The following is a 17,555-nucleotide window of genomic DNA, read 5'->3' on the forward strand; positions in this document are numbered from 1 at the left end:
ATATGGCTGCCGTTTCTGCCTTATCAGCGAGGGTTTTGGCAGCGCTCTATTGAGATCGCAGTTCGGGCGGAAGCAGTTCCTTGACGCTTCCGGTGATGAACTGCAGAACAGAATCTGCGCCCGCTGTCGTCCGGTCGCGCTAACCTCCCGGCGTGGATGTTGGACTATATGAATCCCTGCTCACGGAGCGACTTGCCATCGCCTTGGCGGTGCGTCCTGACCTGCAGCCAGGGTTCAGCACTGTCGACGATGCCGAGCAAGCGTTGGCCATCGCTCGGCATTTGACACCGCTCATCGAACGGCAGCTGAAGGCTGCGGGTAGTCCCGAGGCGCGAGCGGAGCTACTTCGCAACATCCTTGGAGTGCTTGGCGATACCGATGCACAGCACGAAGTGTTGCATCAGGACGATCCCGCGAAGATTCTTCGGCTGGACGCCGTGAATCCAACAACCCTAGGCACGGTACGGCTTCCGCGTCCCGCCACGCCGCTGTCCGATGCCGCGCTCATGACGAACGCCCGCAATGAGCCGACGCTGGCGGCGGAACTACGGACCGAACTGGCCAGCGCCGACCATGTTGACCTGTTGTGCGCGTTCGTCAAGTGGCAGGGTTTGCGGCTGCTGGAGCGCGAGCTGACCGAGCTGCGTGAACGCGGGGTGCCGCTGCGGGTCATCACCACGACATACTTGGGCGCCACTGACGCGCGAGCGCTCGATGCGCTGGTCGACGAGTTCGGCGCCGAGGTCCGCGTCAACTATGAGACCGACCGCACCCGTCTGCACGCCAAGGCATGGCTGTTGCGCCGCAACACAGGCTTTCACACCGCCTATGTCGGGTCGTCCAACCTGTCGCACGCCGCGCTCGTCGACGGACTGGAATGGAATGTGCGGCTGTCGGCGATCTCCACCCCGCACCTGCTGGAAAAGTTCCGTGCGACATTTGACTCCTATTGGGAGAACCGCGAATTCGAACCCTATCGGCCGTCCGAGGACGGTGAGAAGCTGCGCGGCGCATTGGAGATCGCTTCTGGGAGGAAGCAACGCGACCCACTTGCGGTGACGCTGTCGGGCCTGGAGGTGACGGCCAAGCCGTATCAAGCCGAGCTGCTCGAACAACTCGACGCTGAACGGGTGCTGCACGACCGGCACCGCAACTTGATTGTCGCTGCCACCGGCACCGGTAAGACGGTGATCGCTGCGTTGGATTATCGCCGGCTGGTGCGCGAGGTGCACGGTCGTGACCTAACGCTGCTGTTCGTCGCGCATCGCAAGGAGATTCTGGCCCAGGCTCGCCGGATGTATCAGGAGGTGCTCACTGACGCGACATTCGGCGAACTATTGGTCGATGGGGATCAACCCATTCGGTGGCGCCACGTCTTCGCCAGCATCCAATCCTTGTCTGCGGACCGGCTTTCCGCGATCGATCCGGGGCATTTCGACATCGTGGTGATCGACGAGTTCCACCATGCGCAAGCGGCGTCCTATCGCCGACTGCTTGACCACATCGAGCCGCTAGAACTGCTCGGGCTCACCGCCACCCCGGAACGCGGCGACGGTATTGATGTGCGGGCGTTCTTTGGCGGACGGGTTGCCGCGGAGCTGCGGTTGTGGGATGCGCTCGAGCAGAACCTGCTGTGCCCGTTCCACTACTTCGGCGTCCACGACGGCACCGACCTCGAGACGCTGCAGTGGAAACGCGGCGGTTATGACCTAGCCCAGCTGAGCGAGGTGTACACAGGCAACGATGCGCGCACCCGCATCGTGCTCGACCAGCTGCGCGACAAGATTGCCGATGTCGGCACGATGCGGGCACTGGGATTCTGCGTGAGCGTCGATCACGCTCGCTACATGGCCGAACGGTTTGTGGCCGCGGGCATTCCGGCGCGAGCTGTGGTCGGTCTCGACGACAGTGCTGAGCGGCGTGCCGCGCTCGCCGCATTACGCAACGGCGAGATCAACGTGTTGTTCACGGTCGACCTGTTCAACGAGGGCCTCGACATTCCGCTGGTCGACACCGTGCTGTTCCTGCGTCCCACCGAGAGCGCGACGGTGTTTCTGCAGCAGTTGGGTCGCGGGCTGCGGCTGGCGCCGGGCAAGTCGGTGCTGACGGCGTTGGACTTCGTGGGGCATCAGCGCAAAGAGTTCCGGTTCGACCAGCGGTTCCGCGCGTTGACCGGGCTGGGGCGCAAACAGCTGGAAAAGCAGATCGAGCAGGGGTTTCCGTTCTTGCCGTCAGGAAGCCAGATCGTGCTCGACGAGGTCGCGCAGAAGCTCGTGTTGGAGAACGTGCGTCAGCAGGTATCGCCGAAGAAGGCCGCGCTGGTCTCCGAGATCCGGGCGCATCCCAACGATCGGCTGGCGTCGTATCTGGAGGAGTCTGGGCGTGGCGTCGAGGACATTCTTCGGACCGATCGGTCGTGGACCACGCTGTGCCGTGATGCTGGGAAGCTGGGGGAGCAGACCGGGCTGCGGGAGACGGAGTTGGTCAAGCGGGTGAAGGCACTGGCGCATGTGGATGACCGACGTCGGGCCGAGGCGTATCGCGTGCTGCTGGCCGGCGGCAGCGTCACTGAGCAGCGGTTGGCGACGATGCTGTACTACTCGTTGTTTCCGAACGGTGGCGGATTTGATAGTGCCGCAGTGGGACTCGCCGTGCTTCGTGACGAAGTGGTAGCGGAGGAGATGCGTCAGGTTGTTGATATCGCCTTTGATGCCGCACACCGCAGTACGTACGCGCTGGGTGACGTGGTGTCGGCGTTGGCTGAGGTGCCACTAGCGCTGCATGCCACGTACTCGCGTGAGGAGATTCTCGCCGGGCTCGGGTGGGTGTCGGACAAGCGGACGCCGGCCACCATGCGGGAAGGGGTGGCGTGGTGCGAGGCGATCAATGCCGACGCGTTCCTGATCACCTTGAAGAAGTCGGACACCGATTACTCGCCAACGACCATGTACCGCGACTTCGCGCTGAGCCCGGAGTTGTTCCACTAGGAATCCCAATCCACGACGTCCGCGGCGTCAAAGACCGGGCAACGCTACATCAACCACCGTCGCGACGGCTCGCACATCCTGTTGTTCGTGCGGGAGACGAAGACCAATGCGCTTGGTGCCGCGCCGTACGTCTTCTTGGGGCCGGCGGACTACGTCTCGCACGAAGGGGACAGGCCGATGGCGATCACCTGGCATTTGCGTCATGCAATGCCGATGGAGGTGTACCTGGGGGCGCGCGCTGCGGTGGCGTGATGACGGACGCGGGCTTCGAGAATGTGTCCCCGCCCGTGCCTCGCATGAACCTACCCAAGGGTCGATATTTGCCGGGCAGGCCCGAATGCACCCCTCCAAGTGTCGGCTGGCGGCGATGTCTCCCGATGACTGCGGACACCGGTGGTGAGGAAGCGCCGCGGCCGACCTCCGGGCTGGCTTTCCTATTTTCGTCGGGCGTCGCATCCCATCCCGCGCCAGCGTTGAATTCCGGCTGAGCTGAGCGCAGCGTCGGACTGTTACCGACACGTTCGGCGATGATGGGGTTCTGGCCGAGCTGTTCTCGTAGGCTTTGTAGGTGAGTGCACAGGGGTCAGAATGCGGAGCCGCCACTGCGACGGTGCCGCGAGCCGAGGTAGAGCGATTGGTCAGATCCAAACAACGCGTCACCGATCACGGCGAAGTGTTCACCTCCGCATGGATGGTGGAGGCCATGCTGGACCTCGTCAAGGAGGAGTCCGAGCGGATCGACTCCCGTGTCCTCGAGCCTGCATGTGGTGCTGGCAACTTCCTCGTCCCCGTCCTCGTACGGAAACTCGCCGCGGTTCAATATCGGTATGGCAAGAGCGAATTCGAGAAGCGCCACTATGCGCTGTTCTCCCTGATGTGCACCTACGGGATCGAGCTCCTGCCAGACAATGCCGAGGAGTGCCGCGACAACCTCGCCGCTGTCTTCAACGATTTCCTGGATGTCGACGACACCGACGAATGGGCGCGATCTGCCCGCTCCGTCCTCGCTGCGAACATCGTCCAGGGGGACGCGCTAACGATGACGGACCCAGCCGGGCGGCCGATCACGTTTCCCGAGTGGGGCTACCTCGGCAAGGGCAAGTTTCAGCGCCGGGACTTCCGTTATGACGCACTCACCCAACGCGCCTCCTACGAAGGCACCCTCTTCGGCGAGCTCGACGAAGAAGACCTCTTCACACCCGTCAAGACTTACCCTCTCATGACTGCCGTCGAGATCGCCGAACAGGTGAACCGATGAGCCAGGCTGCCTTTGCCCTGCGCGGACACAACCCGGACGTCCTGACGTGCATCGCCAACCTCTCCAACGATGAGGTCTTCACCCCACCTGAGATGGCAAACGCCATGCTCGACATGCTGGCCAAGTCCTGGGCTGAGGCCCACGGTGGTGCCGACCTCTGGGCCGACCCGGCGGTGACGTTCCTCGACCCGTTCACCAAGTCAGGGGTGTTCCTTCGCGAGATCGTCCGCCGCCTCACCGACGGTCTCGCCAGCCGCTTCCCCGACTTGGACGAGCGTGTTGACCACATCCTCACCAAGCAGGTCTACGCCATCGCCATCACGCGGCTTACCGGGATGCTCGCCCGCCGCAGCGTCTACTGCTCGAAGTACGCGAACGGTCCACATTCGGTCGCCAAGTCCTTCGACACCGAGGACGGCAACATCTGGTTCGAGCGCACCGAACACACCTGGGCTGGGGGTACACGGGAGTTCCGGGTCGATCCGCTCACCGGCGACGAGATCGTCGTTTATACCAAGCGCCGATGTGCCTACTGCGGTGCAGGCGAAGAGGACTACGCACGCGGCGAGGATCTTGAAACGCACGCCTACGCGATCCTCCACACCGATGACATCAAGGCTCGGATCGCCGAGCTGTTTGGAGAAGACATGCAGTTCGACGTGATAATTGGCAACCCGCCGTACCAGCTCAGCGACGGCGGCTATGGCACCTCGGCGGCACCTATATACCAAATGTTCGTCGAGAAGGCCCTTGGTCTAGACCCGCGATTCGCAGTGTTCGTCACACCCTCGCGATGGTTCGCTGGGGGCAAAGGCCTCGACGAGTACCGGAAGTCGATGCTCAGTGACCATCGGATGCGCGAGATTGTCGACTACCCGAAGCTGTACGAGGCGTTCCCTGGGGTCAAGATCCGGGGCGGCGTCTCGTACTTCCTGTGGGACCGCGACTACGACGGACCCTGCACCGTCCAGACGATGTGGGACGGGAAACCCGTAGGCGAACCTGCCGCTCGCTACCTTGACGCCTACGACGTACTCGTCCGCCGCAACGAGGCGGTTCCGATCCTGCAGAAGGTGCGAGCGAAGAAGGAGCCGTCACTGGATGCGCGGGTATCCAGCCGCAAGCCCTTCGGCCTGCCCACCAACTTTCACGGCAAGGAAACGCCACGGGGACTGAAAGACCCCGTGCAGCTCTTCGGATCGCGCAAGATCACCTGGGTAAACCGAAGCGAGATTCCACAGAACGGTGCGTGGATCGACGAGTGGAAAGTGCTGATGACAGCCGTTCAGGGGACGAGCGCGGCGGTCGAGACGAAGTTCCTGTCGAAGCCGATCATCGCGGGTCCGGGGGCGGCCTGCAGCGAGACCTACCTCGTGGCCGGGAGGTTCACCACCGAGGAGGAGGCCAAGCGATATGCCAGATATCTGCGTACTCGCATGGTGCGGTTCCTCGTATCGTTGCGAAAGTCCACGCAGCACGCCACCCGCGACGTGTACTCCTTCGTGCCCGATGTCCCGCTGGACCGCGAGTGGACCGACGCGCTGCTCTACGAGCGCTACGGACTCGCCCCGGAAGAGATCGCGTTCATCGAGTCCCAGGTCGCCGAGCACAGTGATTCCGACGACAGCGCTGACGATGACACTACTGAGGATGGCGATGAGTAGGTCCGTCGAGGAACTGCTCCCTGAGAAACCCGCCGCCCGGCTGCGAATCTATGGCTGGACGCCGAACGACCCGCCAACTGCCTACATCGGCCTCATCAAGGTCGGCCAGACCGCAAGACTTGACGTGAACGAACGCATCCGGGAGTCCCAGGGTCAGGTACAGCAGGCGTACACGCTCCACGTCGATGAGCTAGCCGAGCGTGACGACGGCACCGTGTTCCGTGACTCGGACGTACGGCGGCGGCTCGTCGAGAAGGGCTTCGAGAACCCGATCTTCGGAACGACCCGCGAGTGGATTCGCTGCACGCCTGCGGACGTGCTCACCGTGATCACGGAACTCCGCACCGGGCAGAAACTCACCGGCACCCACTACGAAACCTTCGCGCCGCGGCCTGAACAAAAGCAAGCCGTCGAGCAGACCCACGACTACTACCAGTCGATCTGGACTGAAGATCCGAACAAAGTGCCGCGGTTCCTATGGAACGCGAAAATGCGATTCGGGAAGACCTTCGCCTCTTACCAATTGGCGAAGCGCCTCGGCGCCAAGCGGACCCTCGTGGTGACGTTCAAGCCCGCAGTCGCGGACGCCTGGCAGACCGACCTCGAGTCCCACGCCGACTTTGACGGGTGGCAGTACCTCTCCGCAGGTAGCGGAGGCGACCCGGCTTCCATAGACCCTGCTAGGCCGCTGGTGTACTTCGGTTCGTTCCAGGACCTAATGGGGCGCGACCGGCAGACCGGCCTGATCAAGGCCAAGAACGAGTGGGTTCACACCACGAACTGGGACCTGGTGGTCTTCGACGAGTACCACTTCGGCGCTTGGCGCGACAACGCGAAAGAGCTATTCGAAGGCGAAGACGAGGCGGTCAGGAAGAAGGAGGTCGCCGCCGAATACAACGAAGGGCTCGACTCGTTCGAAGAGGAGCTCGACGAGCTCGGCAACGACGAGGACTCCTTCCTTCCGATCACCACGCGCGCCTTCCTGTATCTGTCGGGCACCCCGTTCAAGGCACTCGCGACCGGTGAGTTCATCGAGGAACAGATCTTCAACTGGACGTACACCGATGAGCAGCGCGCCAAGGCGGAGTTCAGTCGGGACCACCCTGACGAGTGGAACCCGTACGGGGCGCTGCCGGAGATGAGGCTGCTGACCTACCAGATGCCGGACGAACTCATTGCGGTGGCTCGCCAGGGCGAGTTCGACGAGTTCGACCTCAACGCGTTCTTCGACGCCGCCGGCTCGGGTCAGGACGCCCAGTTCACTCACAAGACCGACGTGCAGAAGTGGCTCGACATCATCCGAGGTGGCCACCTGCCTACCCAGGTGAGTGCCTTGAAGACCGGCACTCGGCCGCCGTTCCCGTTCTCCGATGCACGTCTGCTGCCCTACATGCAGCACTCGTTCTGGTTCCTGCCGAGCGTCGCGGCGTGCGAGGCGATGGCGAATCTCCTCGTCGAGCCGCAGAACGTGTTCTGGCACGACTATCAAGTCCTCACCGTCGCCGGTCCGCAAGCGGGGATCGGGCTCAACGCCCTGCCGCCGGTACGCGACGCCATCCGGGACGGCAACGACACCAAGACGATCACTCTATCGTGCGGCAAGCTCACCACCGGTGTCACCGTCAAGCAGTGGGCGTCGATCCTCATGCTGCGCAACCTCAGCTCGCCGGAGACGTACTTCCAGGCCGCGTTCCGCGTGCAATCACCGTGGTCGATCAAGAACCCCGACGGCGACGACCCCAGCGCAGAGGCGATCATCAAGCCAGTGTGCTTCGTCTTCGATTTTGCCCCCACCCGTGCGCTGAGACAGATTGCCGACTACGGGGCCGGACTGTCGCCCGAGACCCCGAACCCTGAACACGCCGTTGAGGAGCTGGTCAGCTTCCTGCCGGTGCTCGCCTACGACGGCTCGAGCATGACCCAGGTCGACGCCGCCGGGATCCTCGACATCGCGCTGGCCGGAACTTCAGCCACGCTGCTCGCACGCAAATGGGAGTCCGCGATTCTCGTCAACGTCGACAACGACACCCTGCGGCGGATCATGAGCAGTGACGCTGCGATGGCCGCGGTCATGAACATCGAGGGTTTCCGCGCACTCGGGAGCGCGATCTTCGAGACGGTGGTGAACAAGAGTGAGGCAGTCAAGAAGACGAAGAAGGAGAACGGCGAGGACCTCTCCAGGGCCGAGAAGAAGGAGCTCACCGCCGAGGAGAAGGAGTACAAGTCCAAGCGGAAGCAGATCCAGGAGAAATTGATAAAATTCGCCACCCGCATCCCGGCATTCATGTATCTGACCGACTTCCGCGAGAACACCCTCCAAGACGTCATCACGAAGCTCGAACCGGACCTGTTCAAGGCCGTCACCGGTCTGAGCGTCGCAGACTTCCACCTGCTCGTGAACCTCGGCGTGTTCAACGCTACCCACATGAATCAGGCAGTGTTCGCGTTCCGCCGCTACGAGGACGCGTCCCTGTCCTACACCGGGATCGAGTCCCATGAGGGACTGACGCACTACGGCCTCTACGACACCGTCGTCGCAGCCGACGAAGTGGTCTAGGCGGACTAGGCGGCCCTGTACGAGCGGCGCGGCCCACGTGGGTCTCTAGGGCTCGTCAATTTTGTGCCAGATCGAATTCGTCGCGCTCTATTTGGAAGGCCAACTTTTTACGGCGCGGCAGGCGAGGGTGGAATCGCAGGCGGTTCTCTAGTCGAGCTCACGGCGTTCGACGTTGGCGTCAGTGAAGGCGTAGTGATAGAGGGCGAATGGGACGGAGCGGCCGGGCTGCCGCTTGGTGGCTGCGGGCAACAACAAGCTCCCTCGGGAGTCTTCGGCTGGGCAGACGGCGAAGAGAAGTAGACAGTGAGTTGGAGCAAAACCGCTGCAGCAACCAACACCAGGCCGCCTATCGCGTAAAAGTAGTGCAGCTTATCTGAGGAGTGCAACGTCTCCTTCCTCCAGAACCAGAGCGCCGGGGGTTCAGCCGGACTTCCTGCACTTATGTCGTGCGTAAGCCCCACCCGTGGAAGATTCGTCCGCAGTTCCGCCTCAAGCTGTTCTCCGTGTCGCACCGACGCGATGAGAAGTGGGTGATACCAGTATCTGTCGGCAAAGTAGAAGGCGTACCAAAGGAGAAGGCCTGCCAGAAGAACGACCGATCCTGCACTGACCGGGCCCACTGTTGTGCGTTCGCGAGCCGCCAGGGCAGAAGCGCCTAGAGCGAAAGTGGCGGCGGTGAGCGCGAGACCCCTAATCCGCCACTCAAGGTCGTTGAAGTGCTTCTGCACTTCGACCGTCTGTTTCCAGGCGTCCAAGTAGAGCTTTGTTCTCTCAGCGTCGGTAAGCGATCCGTCCGCGGGCGCTGTATTGGTGCTGTCGTCTCCCGCCTGTGTCATTCAGGTGCTCCGGCTGTGGTGTCGGTACGATCTCTGGTTGGTAAGCCATCGAAGTAAGCCAGAATTTCGCCGAAACTCCTTTCGAGCACGATAGTTGGCTCAATATTCGGCCGGACGATGAGTTCTTTCTCACGAGCTACGGCCGCATCGGGCCAATGGCTCACGCGGCGGAGGAGTTCATACTCGGCAGAATGCTGGGCTTCCCCATATTTCGCATGCGCGTCCAGGACGCCTGCCTGCTGAGCCATGGAAACGTCCTTCATTAGGCTATCGCCAACGTAGAGCGCATTTTTGGGGTCGAAGCCGAGATCGTCGAGAATCGCCTTCAAGACCTTTGGGTTCGGCTTCGTTTCTTGCTTTGGAATGTGCTTGTGCGCCGTGATTTTCAATCCGTAGTCACCATAGGAGCGATGTTCTGGACGGCGAAGATCGTCGAATGTCATACCGTCGGGTAAATCATGATCCGGCGCAGAGTAAAGAACGTCGATTATTCCATCGAGGTTCGTGTGTTTTATGCGCCATTCAGTCCAGTATGCAATGGACTCTGTATATGCAACAATTTGGATTCCTCGCTTCTTGAGTAGTGTCAACGCGCCTCGAACGCCCGGATAGAGCGCAGTCGCGGATCGCCTTTTGGAGTGAAGGACGTGAATTGCGTCATCGAATGCTTCAAGGGGCTGTAGGTCGCCGCTTCGACCCTGCAAGCTTGGAAGCTCGTTTAGAAGATTCGAATATTCGGAGGTGCCGTGGCGCTGATGGACAACCCGAATTTCGGCTTCAAGAGTAGCTCTGTCCACGCCGCTCGACTCGGAAAGTTGGTTCAGCATCGCGTTAAACGACGTGTACCAGGCTCTGAACCAATCCCATAGCGTGTTGTCCAGGTCCGTAATCAGGACCTGGGGGCCAGCGTCATCGGAGGTATCGTCTGATCTTTGCGGCACGGTGTGCATTTTATCGGCGTACACCGACATCAGGGCTGAGTCGGCCATCTCGTTCCTTACGATGCCAAACCCGGCCCCTGATCGAAAAATCTCCAAGGTGCTTAGGGCTAGTGTCGGTTCCGGTCGACAAGGAGCAGGTGATTCCAGAAGGAGCTGCGCACCCAGGATTCGACCGGAGCCGATAGCAGCTAACCATGGGGCTCGCGGTTGTTCGGGTGTAAACAGCCACCTGATGTTTGTCGGTGCCACATGCCATCCTGATCAGCTCGCCTCCCGCGGGCAGTAGAGCCCGAATGGATGGAGATCTCAGTGACTGCTGACGGCCCGAGGCGAGCGCACACCCCCGACAATGGGGAGGCGGAGCTCTTCGCTACGATCCGCGGCAAATTAACGCGCGCAAAAATACCCATGGAGGTGGCCGGTCCGTGGTTACATATTCCAGCTGTTGTGTCAATGCGCACGGCACCAGACCCCTGCACGCTCGTGGTGCAAAACGTCATGAAGGCAGAGGTGTGAGCCATGAACTCCGTTGACCGTCACCAACTCATCGGACAGACCCTGACCACACTGGCGGGCGGGCTCTCACCGTTTGTCGCGCAAACGCTTAACCGTGTTCTCCCGCCCGGGACCGACTGGGTGGACTTGCTGCGTGCAAAGGATGCTGTCAACGGACGCCGCGGTGGCGAATACCAGAGCCGCGACCTGGCGCTGATGCTGCGGGCCATGACCGAACGTCTCGGCGACCTCGGCTACCCCTTCAACCGCGCCATGCCTCGGCAGGCCGAGATCTACGCCAAGGAGCTGCGCGAGGTCCGCAACACGTGGGCCCACACGGGTGAGTTCAGCGACGCCGAAACCTACCGCGCGATCGACTCGGCGGAGCTGCTGCTGCGCGCAATCGGCGCCACCGACGTCGCTGTCCGGGTCAACAAACTCAAAGCGTCCGTCGCACCTGTCGCTGCCACAACCGCGCCGCAGCCGGAGCCGGAGCCGACGAAAGAAGCGGTACCGACGCCGGAGCCGACTCCCGTGCCCGCGACCAACGCGCCGCGTATCGACATCTCCGCCATCTCGGATCTCAGCTACGCGATGGCTCACTGCCGTATCCCGGTCATCGACCACATCACCGTCGACAACACCGGTGGTGACCTCCAAGGTGCGGTCATCGAGGTCGACGTGGTCAGCGCGGAAGGCTCCCACGGCGGCCCCGCCGAAATCCATCTTGACCTGCTGGCCCACCAGCCGACAGTCCTGAATTCCGTTGACCTCAAACTGGACCCGGCATCGATGCTGCGGGTCGACGAGCAGCGCCCCGGTGATATCCGCGTGGTCCTACGCGACAACGCCGGCCAGATCCTCGCCGACGCTGCTAAAGGGGTCAACATCCTGGCGGCCAACCAATGGAAGGCCACCCCGCCGCAACTTGCGCTGGAGATTCTGGCCGCCCACATCCAGCCCAACGCCACCGCCGTCGCCACCCTGATGGTCGACATCTCCGACCGGCTGCGCGCCACCACTGGCAACTCTGCGATCGACGGCTACCAGAGCGAGAACCCCGAGCGCGTCGATGCCATCGCCCAAGCAGTCTTCGATGCCATGAAGGCCCGCGACATCCGCTATGCCGAGCCCCCCGCGAGTTGGGGCGATATCGGGCAGAAGGTGCGGACCCCCGCCGAGGTGCTCGACGGGCGCCTGGGCACCTGCCTGGACACGACCCTGGTGATGGCGGCCGTCCTCGAGCAGTGCGGCATCAACTCGACGATCTGGCTGATCCGCGGCCACGCCTTCGTCGGCTACTGGCGCATCGATGGTGCCCTCGGCACGGTCTCCACCACCGAGCCCGTCGAGGTCGTCAACCAGGTAGACCTCGGCAACATCGGGCTCGTCGAATCCACCATGATGACGCAGTCCGCATCCGACGCGACATTCGACGATGCGCGCCGTGCGCCGCGCATCCGGCACCTCTCCAATGATCTGACGAACATCCTCGGCGTCACCGACGTGCGGCAGGCCCGTCGGGCTCGGATCTACCCACTGCCCAGCCGCAGTACCGATGCTGAGGGTAATATCGTTGTGGCGCACTATGAACCGGGTGCAGGACCGGTGATCGCGCCGTACGTGGCCAGCGAAACGAAACCGGCGCCGCAGGCCGAGTCCGTCCCCGCCCGCATCAGACAGTGGAAGAACGCGCTGCTCGACCTCAGCCTGCGCAACAAGCTCATCAACTACACGGACCGCGCCGGCTACCGCCTCGAAGTTCCGGCCCCCGCGCTCAGCCGTTTCGAGGACGCCGTCAACGCCGGCGCCAGCGTGAGCCTGCTGGGGTCCGACGAGGTGCAGAACGTCGATGTCGCCCGCGGTGTGCAGTACGGCCGCGACCTGCCCGAAGGCGAACGTGAAATCCTGCTGGCCGACAAACGCAGCGCCTACATCGATATCACCGCGGCGTCCTACAAGAACAAGCTCAGATACCTTGCCAACAAGGCGAAAACGATCCGTGAAGAGACCGGCGCCAACAATCTCTACCTAGCCTTCGGCATGCTCGACTGGAACCTCAACGACCGCCCATTGCGCTCACCGCTGGTGCTGGTGCCAGTGACTCTCAGCACCACCAACCGCGGTGAGCGCTATGTCCTCACCATGGACGACACCGGCGCCTCCACACCGAACTACTGCCTCGTCGAGAAGCTACGCACCGCGCTCGGCCTGGAAATTCCCGGGCTCGCGCAGCCGAATGAAGACGCGTCAGGTATCGACCTGACCGGCGCGTTCGATGCCGTCCGCCGCGCGGTCGCCGAGGCGGGACTCCCGTTCCGGGTCGAGGACAGTGTGCACCTGGCGATCCTGCAGTTCGCGAAGTTCCCGCTGTGGAAGGACCTGGACGAGTCGTGGAAAGGGCTGTCCCGCAACAGCTTGGTACGCCACCTCATCGAAAATCCGCAGAACCAGTTCACCGATCCTGTCGCCGGCACTGTCGACACTGACCTCGATGAACTGAGCACTTCAGTGCCAGTGCCGGCCGATGCCTCTCAGCTGCGGGCCGTCGCCGACGCCGTCGGCGGCCGGACGTTCGTCCTGGAAGGGCCTCCGGGCACGGGTAAGTCGCAGACCATCACCAACTTGCTCGCACATGCGATGGCGGCCGGACGTCGCGTGCTGTTCGTCGCCGAGAAGCGGGCAGCTCTGGACGTGGTGAAGAAGCGCCTGGAAAGCGTGGGCTTGGGGGAGCTGTCTCTGGACATCCACGACAAGTCCGCGCGACCAGCCGCGGTGCGGGCGCAGATCAAGAACGCTTTGGAACTGCGGCTGAGCCATGACGCCGATCTGCTGCGCACCAAACTGCAGGTGGCCGAGTCGAGCCGGCACAGCCTGGCACGGTACGCCGACCGACTGCACGAGCGCAACGCCGTCGGGCAGTCCCTCTACACCGCTCGCTCGTCGGAGCTTGCGGCAGATCAGGACGTCACCCCGCTCGCCGTGCCGAGAAGCCTTGTCACCAATACGGATCCGGCGCTGTTCGACGCAGTGGCGCAGGTTCTGCTTGCCTTGCCGGAGAAAGTCGACGACGCGCGTCCCCGGCCGGACCATCCCTGGGCGTTCGTCAATGCCGTCCCGCAATCCGGCCTGGATGCCGCACGCATCCACGCCGCCGCAGTGGCATTTGACACCGCCCTCGCTGAACTGCAAACCGGCGGGATCGCGCTGGATGTGATCGGCAAGTGGCAGACCCCGGACATCGTCGTCACCTGGGCGCGGCTGACCAAGGAGCCGCGCTACCCGCTGGCGGCGGTGGACAGGCTCAGTACACCCGAGTGGCAGGCCCACGTCGTGGGGATTGAGCACCTGCTCGCCAGCCTGCAAGCCGGGAAACCGGACTGGCTGGCTATCGCCACGCCGGCAGCCATGGACCTCGACATTCCGGCCATTCATGCCGCAGCAGTGGCCGCCGACGAATCGGGAATCTTCGGCCGCAAGAAGCGCCGCCGCGCTGTGCTTGCACAGCTCACCGATGTGCTCGCGGTGGAACCCGCGCAGATCAAGCTCAAGACCCTGTCGGCGCGCACCGCGGACATGCAGAACAGCCACGCTGTTGTCGCTGATCTGCGGCAACGGGTTGCCGCACTACCGGCGGTGTTGTTCGACCGCCCGTGGAACCCGTTCGCGGTCGACAATGCTTCACATCTGACGGCGAACTTTGCAGCGCTGCGACGCGTGGGCGAGGTGCTGGCCAAGAATCCGACGGCGCCGCAGATTGCGGATCTGCGAAAGTTCTACAGCGACACCCAGACCGGAACAATGGCAGCGACTCTGCAGGCACTGTCGGCCGGATGGCGCCAGCTGACGGAAGCCACCGGCACCACCTCGGTGCAGCAACAGAGCTGGGCCGGCGAAGTCTCCTTCATTGACCAGTGGTGGGCGACTCGCGGTGCACGAAGGTTGGCAACCCCGGCGACCATTGAGGCCTGGGTGGGACTGCTCCAGCATGTCGAACCACTGCTGCGTGCTGACATGGGCGAGGCGAGGAAGGACATCCTCGCGGGCAACGTCGTAGCCGAAGACGCCAGCCTTGCGTTCGACCGCGGTGTAGCCATCGCGTCCATCGCCGAGCGGCTCGAGGCCAGCGGGCTCAGCGACTTTGACGTGACCGCACACGGCAAGGCCATCCAACGGTTCACCACCAGCTCGTCGGCGATCCGTGAGGAGCTGCGCCGGTCCATTCCCGCGCGGCTCCTCGCGGACCGCACGTTTGATGCCTACACCGAGAGCGGTCAGATTGGTCTGTTGAAACGGCAACTGGACCGCAAGCGCGGCGGCATGAGCGTGCGCAGCCTGATGGACAACTTCGGGGACCTGATCACCCAGATCCTGCCCTGCACATTGATGAGCCCGGACTCTGTCGCCCGATTCTTCCCCGCGCAGCAAGACATCTTCGACATCGTCGTGTTCGATGAGGCCTCCCAGATCCGCGTCGCTGATGCCATCGGGGCGATGGGCCGCGCGAAATCTGTTGTCGTCGTCGGAGATAGCAAGCAGATGCCGCCCACCAGCTTCGCCGACGCCAGTGCGTCCGTCGATGATGGTGAAGAGGATGTCACCCCTGAGGTCGTTGCCGATGAGGAGTCGATCCTCAGCGAATGCGTGCAAGCGCTGGTGCCGCAGCAGTGGTTGTCCTGGCATTACCGCAGTCAGGATGAGGCGCTGATCGCATTCAGCAACATCCATTACTACAACGGCCGGTTGGCCTCGTTCCCTGCGCCCTTGGCGCCGGCCACCGGTCACGGCATCTCCCTCGTGCGGGTCGATGGACAGTTCGAGCGGTCTGGCCGTGGAAAGACGCTACGCACCAACAGCGTCGAGGCCGACCGCATCCTGGCGGATATCCGCAGGCGGTTCGCCGCGTCGCCCGACGCTGCGCCCTCGATCGGTGTCATCACCTTCAACGCCCAGCAGCGCGACCTCATCGAGAACTTGCTGCGTGACACCGGGGATGACCGCCTGCTCAGGGCGCTTGACGAACCTGACGGACTGTTCGTCAAGAACCTTGAGAACGTCCAGGGCGATGAGCGCGACACCATCCTGTTCTCGATCGCCTTCAGCAAGAACGACAAAGGCGTTGTACCGCTGAACTTCGGGCCGCTCTCCCGGCCCGGTGGGGAACGCCGCCTCAATGTGGCGATCACCCGCGCACGATGCGAAGTGGTTCTCTACGCGAGCTTCGACCCCGGAGACCTGCGCGCGGAAGAAACGACGCAGGTGGGTACCAAGCACTTGCGCGCATACCTGGAGATGGCTGACCGAGGTGTCGAGACCATCACCCAAGGCGGACGGCGTAACGCCGTGATCGACCGGCACCGTGATGACATTGCCGAAGCGCTTCGCCGGGAAGACTGCGTCGTGCGGGCGGATGTCGGGCTCTCCGACTTCCGCGTCGACCTGGTCATCGCCGATCCGGAGGAACCCGACGTTCCACTGGTCGCGGTCCTGTTGGACGGTTCCGAATGGTATGAGCGCAGGACCGTGGCTGACCGAGACGGGCTACCGGTCGACGTACTGTCGACTCTTCTGCATTGGCCTGGAGTGGAACGAGTTTGGCTGCCCGAATGGCTGAGTCAGCGGGACGCGACGATCACGCGCTTGCGGGATGCGGTGGCCGCGGCCAAACAGCGTCGGCTGGAACCACGGGTGGAAGTGCCACAGCCGCAGGGTGTGACGGAGCCCGCTTCGGTGTCAGAGGTCCGCGAAGAGGTCTTCGCCTTCAAGTCGGCGCCTGCTGTGGTCTCGAAGCCGGAACCTGTCGCCCCGCGGCGGCATGCCAACGTCGTGGACTTCAGCCCGTGGATGCCGATCGTTGTCGGCGACATCAGGGTGTTGGATGAGATCCACACCGCCTACAACGAGTCCAAGGTGTTGAAGGTCGTCGAGTCGATCATCGACACCGAGGGGCCGGTCCATCAGGACCGGCTAGCCAAGCTGGTCGCAGGTGCTTTCAGCCTCGGCAAGGTTGCAGAGTCCCGCAGGCGAGCGATCCAGCGGGTCGTGCCCGCCCGGTACATGCGCGCGGGGGATCGAGATTTCTACTGGCCCAGCGGTATTGACCCGGTTGCCTGGCGGACGGCACGCACGTCGAAGAAAGGGGACGGCCGGCAGATCGGCGAGGTCAGCTTGGTGGAGATCGGCAATGCCATGGCGATCGTGACCGAGCAGGCCGGCGGCATGGCCGTCGAGGACCTGAAGCGTGACGCGTTGGCGCTGTTCGGCGGAGTTCGTATAACACAGGCCATCGGTGCCCGCCTGGATGAGGCGCTGGATCGGGCACTGGCCATCGGGACGCTCAAGAAGCTGCCGTCCGAGATCGTCATGGTCGGGTCTGCGTGAGTGCAGCCCCGTTCGACGACGACCTCTTCGATCAGGTGTCGGAGGTGGCCAGTCCCGGCACGGTGATCTTGACGTTGTCCAGCAAGAAGCTCAACAGGATCATCGATGTGGACCGCGACGGTGTCCTCGTGGAAACCGAGCGTTCAGTGAGCCTTGGGTCTGGGCCGCAACGTGTGCCGGCGTGGATGATCGCCGCGGCATGGGACAGATTGCGCGACAAAGGCGAATTGAGTCAGCAAGAGCTACTCAACGAGCTGAATGTGAAGCGGTCGGCGTTCGTGTGCTCGCTGGTGGCGAAGTTTCCGGATGTCCGGATTCGTTCGACACGTCCGACTGTTCTGGAACTGACGTCGCGATGAACTCGACACCGGCCAGGTTCGCGCGGCGCTGAGCGAGGAAAAGCACTAGCCGTGTCATAGCAGCGGGCTATTGTCCA

Annotated in this window: 6 protein-coding genes and 1 pseudogene; 6 read left to right on the top strand and 1 reads right to left on the bottom strand. The window is 63.0% G+C overall.

From position 1 onward, the window contains the following. Positions 1 to 152 precede the first annotated feature (152 nt). The 4 genes and pseudogenes from ACZY08_RS09210 (at position 153) to ACZY08_RS09225 (ending at position 8,466) form a co-directional block, all read left to right on the top strand. Positions 153 to 3,239 (top strand): annotated as a pseudogene (locus ACZY08_RS09210) (DEAD/DEAH box helicase). A 451-nt stretch (positions 3,240 to 3,690) separates the two neighbouring features. Further along, on the top strand, positions 3,691 to 4,245 hold the full coding sequence (locus ACZY08_RS09215; RefSeq protein ID WP_463745119.1) for an SAM-dependent DNA methyltransferase: 555 nt from the start codon (positions 3,691 to 3,693) through the stop codon (positions 4,243 to 4,245). Beyond that, positions 4,242 to 5,909, top strand: a complete 1,668-nt coding sequence (locus tag ACZY08_RS09220) for an Eco57I restriction-modification methylase domain-containing protein (protein WP_463745118.1) — start codon at positions 4,242 to 4,244, stop codon at positions 5,907 to 5,909. Before ACZY08_RS09215 ends, ACZY08_RS09220 begins: the two co-directional genes overlap by 4 nt. Then, on the top strand, positions 5,902 to 8,466 hold the full coding sequence (locus ACZY08_RS09225; protein WP_463745117.1) for a DEAD/DEAH box helicase family protein: 2,565 nt from the start codon (positions 5,902 to 5,904) through the stop codon (positions 8,464 to 8,466). The genes ACZY08_RS09220 and ACZY08_RS09225 overlap by 8 nt, the downstream gene beginning before the upstream one ends. Positions 8,467 to 9,298: 832 nt before the next feature. Here ACZY08_RS09225 and ACZY08_RS09230 read toward each other — a convergent pair. Further along, complete coding sequence (locus tag ACZY08_RS09230) at positions 9,299 to 10,291, bottom strand: HAD family hydrolase (RefSeq protein WP_463745116.1); 993 nt, start codon at positions 10,289 to 10,291, stop codon at positions 9,299 to 9,301. Between the two features lie 471 nt (positions 10,292 to 10,762). Here ACZY08_RS09230 and ACZY08_RS09235 point away from each other — a divergent pair, with 471 nt between their 5' ends. After that, a complete protein-coding gene (locus ACZY08_RS09235; protein WP_463745115.1) occupies positions 10,763 to 17,119 on the top strand; it encodes a DUF3320 domain-containing protein in 6,357 nt (2,118 codons plus the stop codon). Then, positions 17,116 to 17,478: a hypothetical protein gene (locus tag ACZY08_RS09240; protein WP_463745114.1), complete on the top strand. Its 363-nt coding sequence runs from the start codon at positions 17,116 to 17,118 to the stop codon at positions 17,476 to 17,478. Before ACZY08_RS09235 ends, ACZY08_RS09240 begins: the two co-directional genes overlap by 4 nt. Positions 17,479 to 17,555: the final 77 nt, after the last annotated feature.

It is taken from the genome of Mycobacterium sp. IDUB_9, from assembly GCF_055419505.1.